At 71.0% G+C, this 18,747-nt stretch carries 14 protein-coding genes; 4 read left to right on the top strand and 10 right to left on the bottom strand.

Features of this window, described 5'->3' with window-relative positions:
* Positions 1 to 28: 28 nt before the first annotated feature.
* A complete protein-coding gene (locus DIZ27_RS21880) occupies positions 29 to 1,081 on the bottom strand; it encodes a GTP-binding protein (protein WP_258308496.1) in 1,053 nt (350 codons plus the stop codon).
* Between the two features lie 172 nt (positions 1,082 to 1,253).
* On the opposite strand from DIZ27_RS21880, the gene DIZ27_RS21875 reads away from it, so the two are divergent.
* The 3 genes from DIZ27_RS21875 (at position 1,254) to DIZ27_RS21865 (ending at position 4,683) form a co-directional block, all read left to right on the top strand.
* Positions 1,254 to 2,195, top strand: coding sequence for a sucrase ferredoxin (locus DIZ27_RS21875; RefSeq protein WP_109380139.1), 942 nt, complete (start codon positions 1,254 to 1,256; stop codon positions 2,193 to 2,195).
* A 119-nt stretch (positions 2,196 to 2,314) separates the two neighbouring features.
* Positions 2,315 to 3,997, top strand: a complete 1,683-nt coding sequence (locus DIZ27_RS21870) for a sensor histidine kinase (protein ID WP_181383633.1) — start codon at positions 2,315 to 2,317, stop codon at positions 3,995 to 3,997.
* Positions 3,997 to 4,683, top strand: coding sequence for a response regulator (locus DIZ27_RS21865; RefSeq protein ID WP_109380137.1), 687 nt, complete (start codon positions 3,997 to 3,999; stop codon positions 4,681 to 4,683). Before DIZ27_RS21870 ends, DIZ27_RS21865 begins: the two co-directional genes overlap by 1 nt.
* A 28-nt stretch (positions 4,684 to 4,711) precedes the next feature.
* Here DIZ27_RS21865 and DIZ27_RS21860 read toward each other — a convergent pair whose 3' ends face one another.
* From DIZ27_RS21860 to DIZ27_RS21850, 3 genes are all read right to left on the bottom strand, one after another.
* Positions 4,712 to 6,301, bottom strand: a complete 1,590-nt coding sequence (locus DIZ27_RS21860) for a cation acetate symporter (RefSeq protein ID WP_109380136.1) — start codon at positions 6,299 to 6,301, stop codon at positions 4,712 to 4,714.
* Positions 6,298 to 6,828: a DUF485 domain-containing protein gene (locus DIZ27_RS21855; RefSeq protein WP_109380135.1), complete on the bottom strand. Its 531-nt coding sequence runs from the start codon at positions 6,826 to 6,828 to the stop codon at positions 6,298 to 6,300. Before DIZ27_RS21855 ends, DIZ27_RS21860 begins: the two co-directional genes overlap by 4 nt.
* Before the next feature lie 79 nt (positions 6,829 to 6,907).
* Positions 6,908 to 9,031 (bottom strand): type IIA DNA topoisomerase subunit B, encoded by a 2,124-nt coding sequence (locus DIZ27_RS21850; protein WP_109380134.1) that lies wholly within the window; start codon positions 9,029 to 9,031, stop codon positions 6,908 to 6,910.
* 444 nt (positions 9,032 to 9,475) lie between these two features.
* Between DIZ27_RS21850 and DIZ27_RS21845 the strand changes: the two genes are divergently transcribed.
* Positions 9,476 to 9,706, top strand: coding sequence for a hypothetical protein (locus DIZ27_RS21845; protein ID WP_109380133.1), 231 nt, complete (start codon positions 9,476 to 9,478; stop codon positions 9,704 to 9,706).
* A gap of 190 nt (positions 9,707 to 9,896) precedes the next feature.
* Here the strand turns inward: DIZ27_RS21845 and DIZ27_RS21840 are convergent, their stop codons facing one another.
* The 6 genes from DIZ27_RS21840 to DIZ27_RS21815 form a co-directional block, all read right to left on the bottom strand.
* Positions 9,897 to 10,739, bottom strand: a complete 843-nt coding sequence (locus DIZ27_RS21840) for a trypsin-like serine protease (RefSeq protein ID WP_109380132.1) — start codon at positions 10,737 to 10,739, stop codon at positions 9,897 to 9,899.
* Positions 10,740 to 10,928: 189 nt separating this feature from the next.
* Positions 10,929 to 12,458, bottom strand: coding sequence for an RNA polymerase sigma factor (locus DIZ27_RS21835; protein WP_109380194.1), 1,530 nt, complete (start codon positions 12,456 to 12,458; stop codon positions 10,929 to 10,931).
* Positions 12,459 to 12,936: 478 nt separating this feature from the next.
* Entirely contained in the window at positions 12,937 to 13,809 is an 873-nt protein-coding gene (locus tag DIZ27_RS21830; protein WP_109380131.1) for a FadR/GntR family transcriptional regulator, read from the bottom strand.
* Between the two features lie 163 nt (positions 13,810 to 13,972).
* Complete coding sequence (locus DIZ27_RS21825; protein ID WP_109380130.1) at positions 13,973 to 15,874, bottom strand: ATP-binding cassette domain-containing protein; 1,902 nt, start codon at positions 15,872 to 15,874, stop codon at positions 13,973 to 13,975.
* Between the two features lie 98 nt (positions 15,875 to 15,972).
* On the bottom strand, positions 15,973 to 16,731 hold the full coding sequence (locus DIZ27_RS21820) for an NUDIX domain-containing protein (protein ID WP_109380129.1): 759 nt from the start codon (positions 16,729 to 16,731) through the stop codon (positions 15,973 to 15,975).
* Between the two features lie 155 nt (positions 16,732 to 16,886).
* On the bottom strand, positions 16,887 to 18,638 hold the full coding sequence (locus DIZ27_RS21815) for a DUF4192 domain-containing protein (RefSeq protein WP_258308495.1): 1,752 nt from the start codon (positions 18,636 to 18,638) through the stop codon (positions 16,887 to 16,889).
* Between the last annotated feature and the right edge of the window lie 109 nt (positions 18,639 to 18,747).

Raw genomic sequence — 18,747 nt, 5'->3', positions numbered from 1 at the left:
CCCCGCCGACCGGCACCGGCGGGGTGCCCTAACCCCGCTGGTCTTCGGGCTCCCGTACGTAGCGCAGAACGCCCCACATGCCCTGCTCGTCGGTGTGCGGGGCGTCGGCGACGCAGGCCTCCAGCTCCTTGCGGAGCGTGGCTGCGTCGATGCCGGTGCCGATGAGCACCAGCTGCGTCAGCCGCTCCGCGCCGGCCGGCCAGGCTTCCGGGTAGAACCGCAGGAACCGGCCGACGGCGTGCACGGCGTACCGGTTCCCGGTGTCGTACGGCCCGAAGTCGATGTACCCCTTGATCCGGTAGAGCCCTTCCGGCCGGCTGTCGAGGAACCGGATCAGCCGCCGGGGGTCGAGGGGCGCGGCGGAGGCCAAGGACAGGCTGTCGTACGCGGCGTGCAGGTGCTCGGTGTGCTCGTCGGCGTCGGCGGGGCCGTGCCGGGGCAGGTCGTCGAAGGAGAGCTGCCCGACGCGTTCCTCACCGGGCCTGCAGTCGAAGAGGAACTCCGGATCGACACGGCCGTGCGTGGCGGGAACGACGGCGGCGCGGTCGACGAGCGACCGCACGACGTCGAGCACGCGCTCCGCGTCCTTTGCCCGGTCGAGTTTGTTCACGACGACCAGATCCGCCAGGCCGAGATGCCGGTCGATCTCGGGGTGCCCGGCGCGTGTCCGCGCGAACTCGGCGGCGTCCACGACCTCGACGAGCCCGCCGTACACGATGCCGGGGTGCTCGCTGGCGAGCACCATCCGTACGAGCTCCTGCGGCTCGGCGAGACCGCTGGCCTCGATGACGATGACGTCGATCCCGGCGGACGGCCGTGCCAGCCGCTCGAGGTAGACGTCCAGCTCGCTGCCGTCTACGGCGCAGCACAGACACCCGTTTCCGAGCGAGAGCGTCGAGTCGCCGAGCGCGCCGGCCACCGCCATGGCGTCGATCTCGATGGCACCGAAGTCGTTGACGACGGCCCCGATACGGCTGCCACCGCTGTGGTGGAGGAGGTGGTTGAGCAGGGTGGTCTTTCCGGATCCGAGAAACCCGGCCAGGACGACGACCGGAATCTGCCGACCGCTGCTGTGCTCCACTCCGCGACCCCTCTCGCACCCTCGCGTACACCGGCTCGCGCCTCGGCGCATGTCCGCGAACCGACTGACCCGCCAGGATATGCGCGGCCGACCGGCTCGTGCTCCGCCGCCGGAACGGGGTACCCGTGGGCCGGAAAGCCACCTCGGAACAACTCAGGTTAGGCTCACCTCTGTGAGTACGTGCTCAACCCTGTCCCGCGAGCTCGACGAGCCCGTCGCGGGAACCGCGGCCACCGCGAGGACCTGGCTCCTGCTGGAGCAGCCCGGCCCGTGGGGTGCCAAGGCGCTCACGTCGAGCCACCTCGACCCCGCTCTGGGCCGCGCCCTGGAGGCCGCCACGAAGGGCACCGGAGTGCGGATCGCCCTCATCCGGCGCCCGGGACGACACGCGGACCCCCGGACGCTCGCCACCCGCCGGGTGTACGCGGCCCACACCGTTCCGGGAAACACGTGGCTGCACGCCGCCGCGACCACGGACCCCGAGCGGCTGCTCGACCTCGACTTCACCGCTCTCGGCAGGGGGCAGAGCGGCACCTTCGACGCGGCGCTCGGCGGACGGCCGCACGACGGGGACCCGCTCGCCCTCGTCTGCACCAACGGCAAACGCGATCGCTGCTGCGCGCTTCTCGGACGGCCCCTGGCGGCCGAACTCACCGCCTCCGGGGTCCAGGGCGTCTGGGAGGTCACCCATCTGGGCGGACACCGGTTCGCACCGACGGTGCTCGTGCTGCCCCACGGCTACGCGTACGGCAGGGCCGGGGCGCACACCGTCAAGGAGGCGCTGCACGGCGCGCAGGAGGGCCGGATCGTCGTGAAGGAGTGCCGCGGGAACTCCGCCTGGGAGCGCCCCGGCCAGGCGGCCGAGCTGGCCGTGCGTACCGAGGTGGGCGAGTACGCCGCCGATGCGCTGACCGTCGTACGGACGGACGGCGCGGCACCGCGCTGGCAGGTGCTCGTCGCGCACGTCGACGGGCGTCGGTGGCGGGTGGAGGTGGCGCAGGGCGCGTCCCTGCCGCCCCGCGCGGAGAGCTGCGGGGCGTCGGTCCTGGGCTCACCCGCGCGGATGGACGTGGTGGCGGTGCGCGAGGTGACCGTGGCGGCACTCGCGAGCTGACCGGCCGCACGCGATTCCTCACGGACGACGGCTCCTCCTCGCAGGCCCTCCTCGCAGGTGCGGGGCGATCCGCGCCACATCCGCGCTGCCCCGACGCCCGCCCACGTACCGTCATGGACATGCGCACCACCCCCCTCACCCGCCGCCTGCGCCTCGGCCTGCCGCGGCGGGTCTTCTCTCAGGTCCTGCTGATGCAGCTGGCGATCGCCGCGGGAGTCGCGGTGCTCGCGACCGGGCTGTTCCTCGCCCCGCTCGGTGCCCAGCTGGACGACCAGGCGATGCGCCGCGCGCTCGCCATCGCCCAGACCACCGCCCAGCAGTCACAGATCGCACGGGACCTGCGGAGCACGTCGCCCACGCCGGACGGGCCGGTGCAGCGGGAGGCGGAACGGATCCGGAAGGCCACCGGCGCCGAGTACGTGGTGGTGCTGGACCGCCGGGGCGTGCGCTGGTCGCACACCGACCCCCGCAGGATCGGCGGCCCGGTCTCGACCGATCCCGGCGAGGCCCTGGCGGGGCGCGAGGTCATGGAGATCGACAACGGCACGCTGGGGCGCTCCGCACGCGGCAAGGTCCCGCTGCGCGACGGCGACGGCGAGATCATCGGGGCGGTCTCGGTCGGCATCGCCTACGACAGTGTCCGGGCCCGGCTGATCCACGCGGTCCCGGGGCTCTTCGCGTACGCGGGCGGGGCACTGGCCGTGGGCGCGCTCGCGGCCTGGCTCGTCTCCCGGCGGGTGCAGCGGCAGACCAGGGACCTGGCCTTCTCCGACATCGCGGCGCTGCTCGCGGAACGCGAGGCGATGCTGCACGGCATCCGGGAGGGCGTCGTCGCCCTCGACCGCACCGGCCGGGTCCGCCTCCTCAACGACGAGGCCCGGCGCCTGCTGGACCTCGGTGACGAGGCCGTGGGCCGCTCCCCCGACGAGGCACTCGGCACGGGCCGGACGGCCGACGTGCTGGCCGGCCGGGTGACCGGCACCGACCTGCTCACCGTCCGCGGGCAGCGCGTCCTGGTCGCCAACCGTATGCCGACCGGTGACGGCGGCGCCGTGGCCACCCTCCGCGACCGTACGGAGCTGGACCGGCTCGGCCGGGAACTGGACTCCACGCGCGGGCTGATCGACGCGCTGCGCGCCCAGGACCACGAGCACGCCAACCGCATGCACACCCTGCTCGGGCTGCTCGAACTCGAGATGTACGACGACGCCGTGGAGTTCGTCGGTGAGGTCGTCGGCGACCACCGGGCGACGGCGGAGCAGGTCACCGAGAAGATCCGCGACCCGCTGCTCGCCGCCCTGCTGGTGGGCAAGGCGACGGTCGCGGCCGAGCGGGGCGTGGCCCTGTGGATCTCGGACCGGACCCGGCTACCGGACCGGCTGATCGACCCCGGGGGCCTGGTCACCATCGTCGGGAACCTGGTGGACAACGCGCTCGACGCCGTCGCGGGCGCGCCGCACGCGCGCGTGGAGGTCGAACTGCGCGCCGAGGGACGTACGGCGGTGCTCGGCGTACGCGACACCGGACCTGGAATTCCCGCGGAGCAACGCGAGTTGATCTTCACTGAGGGCTGGTCCACCAAGAAGCCGCCGGACCACCGCGAGCGGGGCATCGGGCTCTCCCTCGTCCGCAGGCTCGCCGAACGCCAGGGCGGCACCGCGGCCGTGGACGAGGCGGACGGCGGGGGCGCGGAATTCACCGTGGTCCTGCCCGAGGCACTGACCGAGCCGGGCCCACCGGCCACCCTCACCGGGGCGCCCGTCCCCGTGTTCGTCCCGCAGACCACCAAGGAGGAGCCGTGATGATCGAGGTCCTGGTCGTGGACGACGACGTCCGGGTCGCGCACGTCAACGCCGCCTACGTCGAGAAGGTGCCCGGTTTCCACGTGGCCGGTGAGGCACACAGCGCGGCCGAGGCGCTCACACTGCTGGAGACCCTCCCCCGGCTGGATCTGGTGCTCCTGGACCACTGTCTGCCCGACCGGACGGGCCTCGAGGTCGTCCGGGAGATGCGCGGGCGCGGCCACCAGACCGATGTGATCATGGTGACGGCGGCGCGGGACGTGTCCACCGTGCAGGCGACGATGCGGCAGGGCGCACTGCAGTACCTGGTCAAGCCGTTCGCCTTCGCCGGGCTGCGCGCCAAGCTGGAGGCCTACGCGGAACTGCGCCGCACCCTGGACGGCGGTGGCGAGGCGGAACAGGCCGAAGTGGACCGCATCTTCAGCATCCCGTCGGCGTCGGCGTCGGCGGAGCCCGCTCTGCCCAAGGGGCATTCCCCCGCCACCGCGGAACTGGTACGCCAGAGCCTGCTGAACGCCGACGGCCCGCTGTCGGCCCAGGAGCTCGCCGACCGCACAGGGGTGAGCCGCCAGACCGCGCAGCGCTATCTCAAGCTCCTGGAGCGCACGGGACGAGCCACGCTGACCCTCAAGTACGGCGACGCGGGCCGCCCGGAACACCTTTACGTGTGGGCGGGCCGCGTCTGAGGAGGCGGGAGACCCCGGGGCCCGGACGTCACACCGCCCCCGCGCCGGTCAGCGACCGTACCTCGCTCTCCGCGTGCTTGGCCTCGTCGGGGGCCTCGGCCGAGGTGACCGTGCCGAGCCAGCCCGCCAGGAAGCCCAGCGGGATGGAGACCAGGCCGGGATTCTGGAGCGGGAAGAGCTGGAAATCGACGTCCGGGAACAGGGAGTCAGGGCTGCCGGAGACCACCGGGGACAGCAGCACCAGCACCACGGCCGGGACCAGGCCGCCGTAGACGGCCCACACGGCACCACTGGTGGTGAACCCCCGCCAGAACAGGGAGTAGAGCAGCACGGGCAGGTTGGCGGAGGCGGCCACGGCGAAGGCCAGCCCGACGAGGAAGGCGACGTTGAGGTCGCGGGCCAGCAGGCCGAGCGCGATCGCGAGCACGCCGATGCCGACGGCTGCCACCCGGGCCACGGTCACCTCACTGTGCGGCTTTCCGCGGCGGCGCAGGGACGCGTACAGGTCGTGGGCGACGGACGCCGAGGAGGCGAGCGTGATCCCGGCGACGACGGCGAGGATCGTGGCGAAGGCGACCGCTGCGACGACCGCGAACAGAACTGTTCCACCGGTGGAGTCGGCGCCGCCGCCGAGGTCGAGCGCCAGCAGGGGAACCGCCGTGTTTCCGGCCGCGTTGGACCCGCGCACGGCCTCCGGCCCGACGACGGCGGCCGCGCCGAATCCGAGGACGATCGTCATCAGGTAGAACCCGCCGATGAGCCCGATCGACCAGACGACCGAGCGCCGTGCCGCCCGCGCGGTCGGAACGGTGTAGAAGCGGGACAGGATGTGCGGCAGCCCCGCCGTACCCAGCACCAGGGCGAGCCCCAGACTGACGAAGTCGAACCGGGAGGTCCAGTCCCCGCCGTAGGCGAGCCCGGGAGCCAGGAACGCCTCCCCGTGACCGCTGCGCTCGGCCGCCGTGAGCAGCAGGCGGTTGAAGTCGCCGTGGAACCGGAGCAGCACGAGGACGGTCAGCGCGATGGTGCCGCCGAGCAGCAGGACCGCCTTGACGATCTGGATCCAGGTGGTGGCCCGCATCCCTCCCATCGAGACGTAGACCACCATGAGCGCGCCGACCCCGACGACGGTCCAGGCCTGCGCCGCCTCGCTCCGGCCGCCGAGCAGCAGCGCGACCAGGCTGCCCGCACCCACCATCTGCGCCACCAGATACAGCACGGACACGGTGACCGACGAAGTTCCCGCGGCGATACGCACGGGCCGTTCCCGCATCCGCGCCGCCACCACGTCGGCGAGGGTGAACCGCCCGCAGTTGCGCACCAGTTCCGCGACCAGGAACAGGACCACGAGCCAGGCCACCAGGAAGCCCACCGAGTACAGCATCCCGTCGTAGCCGAAGAGCGCGATCAGCCCGGAGATGCCGAGGAAGGAGGCGGCCGACATGTAGTCGCCCGCGATGGCAAAACCATTCTCCATCGGTGAGAAGAGCCGGCCACCGGCGTAGAACTCCTCGGCCGATCCCTGCCGCCTGCGGCTCACCCAGGTGGTGATCCCCAGCGTGACCGCGACGAACACGCTGAACAGCAGTAATGCCAGCGTCTGGTGATCCTCCGTCACGAGGCACCGCCCCGCTCCCGCGCCAACTCCTGGGTGTCCCAGCGGAGTTCCAGCGCGGCCCGGTCCCTGCGCAGCCGCGCGTGCCGGGTGTAGGCCCAGGTGAGCAGGAAGGTGGTCAGGAACTGGCCTAGCCCGGCGAGCAGCCCCACGTTCACGGCGCCGGCCACCGGTCGGGCCATGAGGTCCGGCGCGGCCGTGGCGGTGACGACGTACGCCACATACCAGGCGCAGAAGACGACGACCGCCGGGACCACGAAACTCCGGTAGCGGCGGCGCACCTCCTGGAACGCCGCGCTGCGCTGCACCTGGAGGTACACGTCGACCGCGTCCGCGCCCCCCTCCTGCCGGCGTACTGCCGGTTCCGCCGCCGGCCTCACCGCCGGAAGCGCCGGGTGCACCGCCGTCGGCGCTCCGGTGCCGGTCGGCTCACCCCAGCCCGAGGCGAGGGCGTCGTACCAGGGATCGTCGTAACCCACGTCTGCGGGACCGCCTCCACCCGAGTGGGGACGATCATTGCTTTGCTGCATGCCCAAGGATGGACAGAACGGGAAGATCCCCGACTCTTCTTCCCGTTCCACTTCACCCCATCAGGTGACGGTGTGCCCGCTACGCGTCGATGCGCGACCGGTCGAGCGTCGCCGCCGAGTTGGAGATGAACTCCTTGCGCGGAGCGACGTCGTTGCCCATGAGCAGATCGAAGACCTGCTCGGCGGACTCCAGATCGGTGAGGTTGATCCGGCGCAGGGTGCGGTGCCGCGGGTCCATGGTGGTCTCGGCCAGCTGGTCGGCGTCCATCTCGCCGAGGCCCTTGTAGCGCTGGATCGAGTCCTTGTAGCGGATGCCTTTGGTCTGGAAGTCCAACAGCTTGTCGCGCAGTTCACGGTCCGAGTACGTGTAGACGTACTTCTCCTGCCCCTTCTTGGGCTGGACGAGTTCGATGCGGTGCAGCGGCGGCACCGCGGCGAACACCCGGCCGGACTCGACCATGGGCCGCATGTAGCGGTGGAACAGCGTCAGGAGCAGGGTTCGGATGTGGGAGCCGTCCACATCGGCGTCGGTCATCATGATGATCTTGCCGTAGCGGGCTGTGTCGATGTCGAAGGTCCGCCCCGATCCAGCCCCTATGACCTGGATGATCGCACCGCACTCCGCGTTCTTCAGCATGTCCGTCACGGACGACTTCTGAACGTTGAGGATCTTGCCGCGGATCGGCAGCAGCGCCTGGAACTCGGAGTTCCGGGCGAGCTTGGCCGTACCGAGCGCGGAGTCCCCCTCGACGATGAACAGCTCACTGCGCTCGACGTCGTCGCTGCGGCAGTCGGCCAGCTTGGCGGGCAGGGAGGAGGTTTCCAGCGCGGTCTTGCGGCGCTGGGCGTCCTTGTGCTGGCGGGCGGCGATACGGGTACGGGCCGCGGCGACGGCCTTCTCCAGGACGACCCGGGCCTGCTGGGCGTCGTCGCGCCTGGTGGAGGTCAGGAAGGCCTTGAGCTCCCGGGAGATCACCGTGTTCACGATGCGGCGGGCCGCCGAGGTGCCGAGGACCTCCTTGGTCTGGCCCTCGAACTGCGGCTCGGCCAGGCGGACGGTGACGACGGCCGTGAGGCCCTCCAGGGCGTCGTCCTTGACGATGTCGTCCTCGGCCACGCGCAGCAGCTTCTTCGCGCGCAGCACCTCGTTCACGGTCTTGGCGACGGCCTGCTCGAATCCGGCGACATGGGTGCCCCCCTTGGGGGTGGCGATGATGTTGACGAACGACCGGAGCGTCGTGTCGTAACCGGTCCCCCAGCGCATCGCGACGTCGACACCGAGTTCACGGGTCATCTCGGTGGGTGTCATCTGGCCGTGCTCGTCCAGAACCGGGACCGTCTCCTTGAAGGTGCCCTGGCCCGTGAAGCGGAGGGTGTCGCAGATGGCCTTGTCGGTGGCCAGGAACTCGCAGAACTCACTGATGCCGCCGTCGAAGCGGAAGGACTCCTCACCTTTGCTGTCGCCGTCGCCGAGCCCGTACTCGTCACGGACGACGATGGTCAGACCCGGCACCAGGAAAGCGGTCTGGCGGGCACGCTGGTGCAGGGTCTCCAGGGTGAGCCTGGCGTCCTTGAGGAAGATCTGGCGGTCTGCCCAGTAGCGCACGCGGGTGCCGCTGCGGGTCTTCGGGATCTTCTTGGCCTTGCGCAGTCCGCTCCCGGCCTCGAACTTCGCGTCGGGGCCGGCGGCGGCGAAGGCGCCGGGTACCCCACGGCGAAAGCTGATCGCGTGGGTGTGCCCGCCGCGGTCCACCTCGACGTCCAGCCGCGCGGACAGCGCGTTGACGACGGACGCGCCGACGCCGTGCAGTCCGCCGGACGCGGCGTACGAGCCGCCACCGAACTTGCCGCCGGCGTGCAGCTTGGTCATGACGACCTCGACACCGGAGAGGCCGGTCTTGGGTTCCACGTCGACCGGGATGCCGCGGCCGTTGTCCCGGACCTCCACCGAGCCGTCGTCGTGGAGGACCACCTCGATGTGGTCGCAGTGGCCCCCGAGGGCCTCGTCCACCGAGTTGTCGATGATCTCCCACAGGCAGTGCATCAGGCCGCGGCTGTCGGTCGATCCGATGTACATCCCGGGGCGTTTCCGCACGGCCTCGAGCCCCTCGAGGACGAGCAGGTGCCGCGCGGTGTAGTTGGAACCGTCCCGGTCTGCTCCTGCCAGCAGCGCTGTGGACGGCACGGACGTCTCGGCGGTCACGCGGTTCGCTCCTCGCTGAATTTCAGATGGGGCCCTCATGGGTAAGGGCACGTCACTTGTCACCGGTGAGAGGGTACAGAGGCCTGGTAGAGCCGTTGTAACGCCACCCTCGTCTGAAACGTAGACTAGTCGAGGGTCGCATACCTGTTCGATCCCTCGATGGAGTGAAGCACACATCACGTTCCCTTCCAGGCATGAACCATTTAGGCTCCGGGCACGTCCTCAAGAACAACCGGCAACCCGGCCGGGAGGACCGACCACCACCGATCCGACGCGAATCCGTACGACGACACAGCCACGCGATACGGCACATTCGCCCCCAACCGGCAACACCCAGCCACCTCGGAAAGAATTTTTCGAGAAGAAGCCACGAGCGGGAACGTTTTGGGGCTGGTTGGATGTTGACCCTGGTACGACAGCTCGTCGAGCTAGAGAAGAGGCGACGTGACTACTGTTCTGACCCCCGCGAGCCCGCTGACGGCCGCCGATCGCTGCGACCGCTGCGGCGCCCAGGCATACCTGCGCGTCGTCCTGCTGAGCGGCGGAGAACTGCTCTTCTGCGCCCACCACGGCCGCAAGTTCGAGCCGGAACTCAAGAAGATCGCCGCCGAGATACAGGACGAGACGGAGCGGCTGACCTCACCTTCAGCGAGTGCCGCCGAGGAAGAGCGCTGACACCTCGCGCACCACGACGGGCCGGCCCGGCACGGGCCGGCAGGGAGGGTGGCCACCTCCGGAGCGGAGGCGACCGCCCTCCCTGCGCGGGAGAAGTGCCTGGGAAGAGCCCGAGAACGCCGCTCCCCGCGAGCCGCCCCGAACCCTGATCAGGGCCCTCCAGGCGCCTTGAGGCGCCCTTTCACGACTGTCACGCCGACGCTCGACCGAGAGTCCGCGCGACATCGGACACACGCGTGTAGACCCCCGGGCTGCCCGCCCAGCCGCAGCCGCTCCCCCAGGACACCAGGCCTATCAGCCGTCCCTGGGACACCAGCGGCCCGCCGCTGTCCCCCTGGCAGGCGTCCGGCCCGCCGGCCTTCTCGCCGGCGCACAGCATGGTCCCCGCGTGATACCTGCCTTCGTCACCGCCCGGGTACGCGGCCTCGCACAGGGTGTCGCGCAGGACGCGCACGCGTGCCGCGTGCAGGCCGCCGGCGAAGGAACCGGCGCCCGTGGTGTCGCCCCAGCCGTAGACGGTCGCGGTCGTACCGACCTGGTACCCGGAATCACCCGCGGCGGCCATGCCGATGACCGACTCCGAGGGCAGCTCCGTGGCCAGGGTGAGTACGGCGAAGTCGCCGGAGTTGCTGACCGGGTCATAGCCCGGGTTCACCCAGGTCTTCCGGACGGCTATCTCCTCACCCTGGTCCGAGAGCAGGTCCGTACGGCCCGAGATCACCCTGAGGTCGGGCACCTGGTCCGGCGCCGCCCCCAGGACCTCCTCGTCCATGCAGTGGGCAGCGGTGAGCACGGTGGTCCGGCCGACGGCCACACCGCCGCAGAACTGTCCCGCCCGGGTACCCCCGAACCGGTCACGGCTGGCCAGTGCCACCGTCCACGGACTCTCGGACACATCGACCGGGAATCCTCCGACGACGACACCGCCCGGGACCGCTGGAACCGCCGGAGCGGCCGCTGCCAGCGGTATCGCGGTCGCTGCGGCGGTGAGGGCCAGTGGTCGGGCCAGAATCCGAGCTAGGCGATGACGCATGCGCACTCCTCACACTGGGGCGTTGATGGGACACCCAGAGTGATTCACCTCGTCACACCACGCACCCGCGGAACACCACTGAGGCCCGGCCCCGAGAACGGGACCGGGCCTCAGTGGACACACGGCTCGACGCCTTGGTGGACGCGCCTCGTACGGCGGACCGCCGCGGCGCGGCGGCCGCCTGGCGGCCTAGTCGAGGTAGTCGCGCAGCACCTGGGAACGGGACGGATGGCGCAGCTTCGACATGGTCTTGGACTCGATCTGGCGGATGCGCTCGCGCGTGACGCCGTACACCTTGCCGATCTCGTCGAGGGTCTTCGGCTGACCGTCGGTGAGACCGAAGCGCATGGAGACGACGCCCGCCTCGCGCTCGGACAGGGTGTCCAGGACGGAGTGCAGCTGCTCCTGCAGAAGCGTGAAGCTGACCGCGTCGGCCGGGACGACGGCCTCGGAGTCCTCGATGAGGTCGCCGAACTCGCTGTCGCCGTCCTCGCCCAGCGGGGTGTGCAGGGAGATGGGCTCGCGACCGTACTTCTGGACCTCGATGACCTTCTCCGGGGTCATGTCCAGTTCCTTGGCCAGCTCCTCCGGGGTGGGCTCACGGCCCAGGTCCTGGAGCATCTGGCGCTGCACGCGCGCGAGCTTGTTGATGACCTCGACCATGTGCACCGGGATACGGATGGTGCGGGCCTGGTCGGCCATCGCGCGGGTGATCGCCTGACGGATCCACCAGGTGGCATAGGTGGAGAACTTGTAGCCCTTGGTGTAGTCGAACTTCTCCACCGCGCGGATCAGACCGAGGTTGCCCTCCTGGATGAGGTCCAGGAAGAGCATGCCGCGGCCGGTGTAGCGCTTGGCCAGGGAGACCACCAGACGGAGGTTGGCCTCCAGGAGGTGGTTCTTGGCACGGCGCCCGTCCTCGGCGATGATCTCCAGCTCGCGCTTGAGCTTCGGCGCCAGCTTGTCGGAGTTGGCCAGCTTGTCCTCGGCGAACAGACCGGCTTCGATCCGCTTGGCGAGCTCGACCTCCTGCTCGGCGTTGAGCAGGGGCACCTTGCCGATCTGCTTGAGGTAGTCCTTGACCGGGTCGGCGGTGGCACCGGCGGCGGCGACCTGCTGGGCGGGCGCGTCGTCCTCGTCCTCGTCGGACAGGACGAAACCGGCGTTCTCCGTGCCCTCCGGCTCCTCCGTCGCCTTGGTCTCCTCGACGGCCTCTTCGTCCGTCGCCTCGATGTCGTCCTTCTTGGCCGCGGTCTTCTTGGCGGCCGCCTTCTTGGCGGTGGTCTTCTTGGCGGCCGCCTTCTTGGCGGTGGTCTTCTTGGCGGCCGCCTTCTTGGCGGGCGCCTCCTCCTCGGCGACGGCGTCCGCGGCGGATGCGGCAGGTGTGGCTGAGGCGCTGGCCTTCCGGGTGGTCGCCGCCTTCGCCGCGACCGCCTTGGTGGCGGTGCGCTTGGCGGGACTCTTCGCTGCGACGCTCTTTCGGGTGCGCTTGGGCTCCGCGGCACTGACCATCAGCGTCACACCCTCTTCCTCGAGGATCTGATTGAGGCTGCGCAGTACGTTCTTCCACTGAGTGGCCGGAATCTGGTCAGCTTCGAAGGCCCGACGCACGTCATCGCCGGCGATCTGCCCCTCAGCCTTTCCCCGCTCGATGAGCGCCATGACAGAGACGGATTCGGCGATCTCCGGCGGGAGCGTACGGGATGTGCTGGCCGACACGAACAACCTCTCGGAACGTTGAATAACGGCTTCCGGCCCCGTCCACGACGGACAGGAGCCGACCGCCGACTTGGGGATGGGCCGACGGTGCGGGCGGGGGCCGAGGAGGTGCACAGCGCCGTGAACGGCGTCCGTATTCCCTCCGCGACTGCCACCTCTTAGGTCATCGCGTTCTTTCCAGGAGCGTTACGCCCAATCCGCGTGGCCCGAGTCACATCCCGTAAGCGCCCAGAATCAATCAGACCGGGACAGAAACGGTCACTCGGGGGTGACAGCGGCACGGTGCCGGACCTTACGGCCCCTTCACCACTGTAGGACCTCGCGGGATCAAAGGTGATCCCGCGAGGTCCGACAGGAGACGGCTCACCGGTCGGACGCTGCCACAGGAGGGGGGTGGCACGCCGGACCTGGCCGCCTTCGGAACGCGGTCAGTGCTCGCGCGGAGGACACGCGGGGGCGTTCGGTGCGCGCGAGGGTTTCAGTGCTCGCGCGGGGCGGGCACCACGGGGTGGACCATCAGCAGCTGACTCATGGCGGCCTCGGCCGCCTCGCCGTCACCGCCGGCGAGGGCGTCGACGATCTGGCCGTGGTGCGCGAGCGACGTCTCGTTGGGTCGCTCGCAGCCCGTGGCCGGCCCACCCGAGACCTGCAGCGCGGCGGACACGATCCCGGAGAGGTGCTCCAGCATGCGGTTGCCGGCGACCTGGATGAGCAGCGAATGGAACTCGGAGTCGGCCCGGGCGAAGGTCAGCGCGTCACCCTGTCCCATCGCGTGGCCCATGATCTCCACCATGTCGGACAGACGCTGCTGAACGTCCTCACGTCCGTGCCCGGCGGCGAGACGGGCGGCCAGCGGCTCGATCGTCCAGCGCAGCTCGCAGAGCTCACGGCGCTGATCGTCCCGCTGAGGCCCGAAGGCCCGCCACTCGATGATGTCCGGGTCGAGGAGATTCCAGTCGCTGACCGGGCGCACGCGCGTACCGACGTTCGGGCGGGCACTGACCAGGCCCTTGGCCTCCAGGACACGGAGCGATTCACGGACGACGGTGCGGGAGACCTCGAAACGCTGGCCGATCTCCTCGGGAACCAGGGGGCGGTCGGCTCCCAGATCACCCGAAACGATCATCTGACCCAGTTGCTGGACGAGTTGGCCGTGCAGCCCGCGTCCGCGGCTGCCCGCGGCACGGCGGCTCGCGCGGCCCAGTTCGGGATCGGTGTCCCAGACAGGGGCCCCGGCGCGGCCGCCGACGGGCGTGTCGGCATAGGGGTAGCGGTTGATTTCGCCCGGGTTCGCGAGGCCGGAGTCTGCGGAGCGGGCGGTGGTCATCATGGTGTGCGCAAGGGTACTCACGCATCTTTTGTCGGCGCGGCTCTCAACTCCCTTAAGGAGTTTGGTGAAAAGCACACGAAAGGGTGATCGCTCACCCCGTCGCAATTGACGCCTTATCGGAAAGAAGTGGGCTCTCCCCGGGGAGTTGTCGGCACGGACGGACCGATTGAGTCACGGTCGGTCGTCAACGGGCCCTGTTCCGCAAGGATGTGAGCAGATACGCGCAGAGCAGCACCGCCAGTGACAGCGTCAGGGCGCCGCCCACAGGTTGGGCGAACATCCGCAACGCGCCCTCCAGGTACCGCTCGCCCCCGAAGGGCCACTGGAGCGGGAACATTTCACGCAGCCGCAGCGGCAAGCCCGCCGCGGTCCGCACCGACGGCCCGCTCACCGCTTTCCGCACCAGGGGCACGACGAGGAGGGGCACGGCGACGACCGCGGCGAGTCCGGCGGTGGTGGACCGGAAGATCCCCGCCGCCAGCACCCCCGTCCAGGCGCACCCGATCACGAGTCCGAGCCAACTCACCCCGAGCGGGAACCAGTCGCCGGGGACTTCGACGAGTTCCCGGCCGTACAAGAGATAAAGCACTTCGGCGTCGCACCCGATCGTCAGCACGGCCAGCACCAGCGCGGTGGCCGAGGCGACGAGGAGTTTCGCGGTCAGCAGCCCCAGGCGCCGGGGCACGCTGCCCCGGTCCGCCGCCAGAGCGGGATGGCGGAACTCGTCGCCGGAAGCCAGCGCGCCGAGCAGCCCCGCCCCGAGGGCCGCGGGCGGCAGGGGCAGCTCCCTGGGCCACGCTGCGAGCAGCCGCGGCTGCGGGGTGTGCCCGGTACGGGCCAGCAGTGCCGCGGTGAGCACGGACACCGCGAGCACGACGGCGCTGACGAGGAATCCGGTACCGACACCGGTGACCCGACGGATCTCGTAGCGCACCGGACGGAGGGGGCGGGGGGCGGGACGGACCGAAATGTGAGGCGGCAGACCGACCGAGGACTCCGGGAGAGGGCATCCGCCACCGGCACGGGACCCGGCCGGGTTCTCAGCGGCGGAGGGCAGCGGGTCGGAGGCCGGCTCGACGGCAGGGGACGGCTCGACAACGGAGGGCGGCTCGACGGCGGAGGGCGGCTCGACGGCGGGGGGCGGCGTGGCGGCGGAAGGCGGCTCGCCCGAGGGGGCCGACGGCTGCTCGGCATGCGGCGTGCCCGCCCCGGGACCCATGTCCCCGGTCTCGTCCGCGAGTTGGTGTACGACGACGCCGTTCCGGAACGCGATCTCACCCACGTCGGCGCAGGTACTGCCGTAAACGGAGATACGGTTGCCGCCTTCCTGAGCCACCTCCACGGAACGCCGGGCGGTACGGGCCTCCTTGGCGAGCAGCGCGGACAGGCGGGCGGCGTGCGGTGTGCGGACGGCGACGCGGGGGCGAAGTCGGGTGCGCGAGAAGTCCGCGGCCGGCTGGTCGGCCACGACCCGGCCCCGCTCGAGGGTGACCACCCGGTCCGCGAGGCGCGCCGCCTCCTTGGGGTCGTCCGTCGTGCTCAGAACGGTGCCGCCCCGGGCCGCGTAGGCCCGGAGCATGCCGTGGAGCCAGCGGTTCTCGTCGGCGGAGAGTCCGCGGGCGGGTTCGTCGAGCACGAGGGTGTGCGGGTCCGCCAGCAGCACGCACGCCAGCCCGAGGCGTCGGTCCATACCGCGCGAGAGCGTGCCGAGGCGTTCCTCGCGCAGGCTCACCAGCCCGACGACTTCGAGGACTTCGTCGGCACGGCGGGCCGGGACTCCCGCGGCGGCGCACAGCATGCGCAGGTGTCCGCGGACGGTGCGTGCGGGGTGACCCGGCACCTCACCCAGCAGCACGCCGACTTCGCGGGACGGGTGGCCGATGCGGTGCAGGGGACGGCCTCTGAAGTGGGTGACGCCACGGCCCGGTTGGAGTTCGAGCATGAGTCTGAGCACCGTCGTCTTGCCTGCGCCCGGCGCTCCGAGCAGCGCGGTGACGTGGCCCGCGTACGCCTCGAAGGAGACGTCGTCGACGGCGGGCGGAAGCTCTTTGCGAGGATTACTGGTCAGTCCGAAGGCCTGGATCACCCGAAGCAAGATAGCGCTCCATATCGGGTTTTTCGGGCATCACCAGACCTGTTGGGGATGGGGAATCAGCCGTGCGGGATCCGTGATGCACCCCCGTGTCACACCTCGGGGCGCAGCATCGGCGGATTGAGCAGGGTGGCTCCGCCGGCTCGGAAGAGCTGAGCGGGGCGACCGCCCTGCCGGGTGGTCGTGCCACCCGTCGGAACCAGAAAGCCCGGTGTCCCCGTCACCTTGCGGTGGAAGTTGCGCGGGTCCAGCGCCACCCCCCACACGGCCTCGTAGACGCGGCGCAGCTCACCGACGGTGAACTCGGGCGGGCAGAAGGCCGTGGCCAGCGACGAGTACTCGATCTTGGAGCGGGCGCGCTCCACCCCGTCCGCCAGGATCTGAGCGTGGTCGAAGGCGAGGGGCACCGCCGGCTCGCCGCCTCTGCCGTACCCCGCCTGTTGCAGCAGTTCCTCGACCGGGGCCCAACGTGCGTTGCTGGCGTCGCCGCCCGCCCTGGGTGCGGGCAGGTCGGGAGCGAGTGCGAGGTGCGCGACGCTGACGACACGCATCCGGGGGTCGCGCTTGGGATCTCCGTAGGTGGCGAGCTGTTCCAGGTGTGCGCCGTCGGCCTGGGCGGGGGCAGCGGGGTCGTGCACCCGCAGCCCGGTCTCCTCCGCCAGTTCACGCGCCGCAGCCTGGGACAGGTCCTCGTCGGCCCGCACAAATCCGCCGGGCAGCGCCCACCGCCCCTGAAACGGCGGTTCGCCCCTGCGTACCGCCAGCGCGCACAGGGCATGGCGGCGCACGGTCAGCACGACCAGGTCCACGGTGACGGCGAAGGGCGGAAAGGCTGACGGGTCGTAGGACATGCGGCGATCATAGTCGTCTCCCTGACGATAAGCACTCTCTTCGCTGACTCGTCGGTTCATCGGCCCGCCAACTCACCCGCTCACCTGTGCGGCGGGGCCCGGAGGGCGCACCGTCCGCCAGCGGCACCGCCCTCCCGCTCAGTCACTGAGCCCGGTCACTCCGCTCCCGTACTCCCCCGGCCCCGGGGCCGCGCACCTTCCGGCGAGGCCGTGCGACGAGAAGGCGTGCTGCCCGGTCCCTCGTGCCCGGGGCGCTCCCCACCCGGGCGCGTGCCACCGATCGCGGTACGGGGACTACGTGACTCACGGGGATCACGGGGGTCACGGGGATCACGGGGATCACGGGGATACGGAATCCGCGCGCTCGGCCGGCGTCCGTCCGAACGCGGCCGACTCGGGGACCCGCCACCGGTACCGGAGACATGCGTGCGCCGTCGGCGGCGCGGGGACAGCTCGTGCCGCACGGATGCCGCCTCCGCGGAAGGCGTGGCCCCCTCCCCGGCATCCGGCGTCCCGATGTCCTCTCCCTCCCCGGTCCCGGTGGCCGGGTCGGTGGCGGGAGCGGCCGGAGGGGCGGCGGCCGGGCCGCCGTGGTCCGTCTTCCCGTGGCTCTCGCGTTCCGCTCGCAGGCATCGGCGGATCGATTCCGGGTCGAGGCCCTCGTTGCAGGCCTGGTGCAGAAGGCGGGCGAAGAGGTAGTCGGGATCGGCGCCCAGGGCCATGGCAAGCGCCTCCCTGGCTTCCAGTTCGTCGCCGGTGGACCACGCGACCCAGCCGGCGAGCGTCAGGGGCGCCGCGGCGTGTTCGCCGTACGAACCGACGCAGCGGCGCGCCAGGGCCCGCCACAGCCGGAGCGCGGGACCTGCTTCCTCACCCTCCATCCACGCGGCCGCGCGGTCCCGGGTCGTCCGGTCCTGCAGGCCGAGGATCAGCGTCGCCGCCTCGTCGTGCCGGAGCAGTTCGTCGTCCCGCAGATCCGCCGGGAGCATGCCGGGCACGGGCGGGACGCCGGCGAGCCGACCCATGATCTGCTCGGCCAGTTCCAGCGTCCTTTCGGCGACCTGGCATCGGCCCGCCGCATCGAGGATCCTGGGGATCAGCGCCTTGCTGGCGGCGTCCAGGGCGGCTTCCTGTTCGAGGGCGGCGGCGTTCTCCCGCGGGAGGAACCTCGCCCTCAGCTCCCGCAGCGTGCCCCGGACCTGAAGCCCGGCGTAGGTCGCGGCGGCGGCCAGCACCGAGGTACCGGGCAGCCCCATCGGCGTCCCCTCCGGCGGACAGCATGCCTCGTCGTCGCAGCAGTACGACCAGAAGCGGCCGTCCGACAGACACATGGCCTCCACCACGGGAACGTCGAGGGCACCGCACTCCACGCGCAGCGCGTGAGCGAGCGGGCCCAACCGCTCCTTGACCCGCGCCCCGGGTTCGCGGCTGCCCGGTTCCTGGCAGAGGAAGACAACCATCTGCTCGGGCTTGGCGCCTCGGCGCTCGCTGCCCGTCACCAGCCCCTGGGCCAGCTGCCGGGCGGCCGCGGGCCAGTCGTCCTTGTTCGCGGGGATGCCGAGCCTGGCACGACCGCCGAACCGGCTCCGCCCGTCCTTGTCGTACAGGGCGACCAGGACGATGCTGTCCTCGGGCCGGTAGCCGAGGAGGTAGGGCAGTGCGTCGGCGAGTTCGGCGGGGGTGCGCAGTGTGACCTGCTGCGCGTCGCCGTGGTCGCCGGAGGCGGTGCAGGCGATGTCCTTCGTACGCCGTGGGTGCGTGTGCTCGCCGTCCTGCCTCCTCTGTCGTGAGAGCTCGGCGGGGTGGACGACGTCCTCGGGGTCCGGAAGGCCTGCGCGCTCGTCCCGCTTCCGCCCGGCGATGCCGTCGTTTCCGGGTGATCCGTTCGTTTCGCTGCGGTTCGTCATGAGAAGAAGGTTTCGCGGATCGGGAAACCCTGCTCGCCCTGTGGACAACTTCCATCAGGGACACGTCACGCACCCGTCTGACCTGCCCTTTCGCTTCCGCTGCGACCCG

It is taken from the genome of Streptomyces sp. NWU339, from assembly GCF_003143855.1.
Lineage (GTDB): Bacteria > Actinomycetota > Actinomycetes > Streptomycetales > Streptomycetaceae > Streptomyces.
Note: the sequence above shows the minus strand (reverse complement) of the source record. Positions and strands in the feature narration are given on the sequence as shown.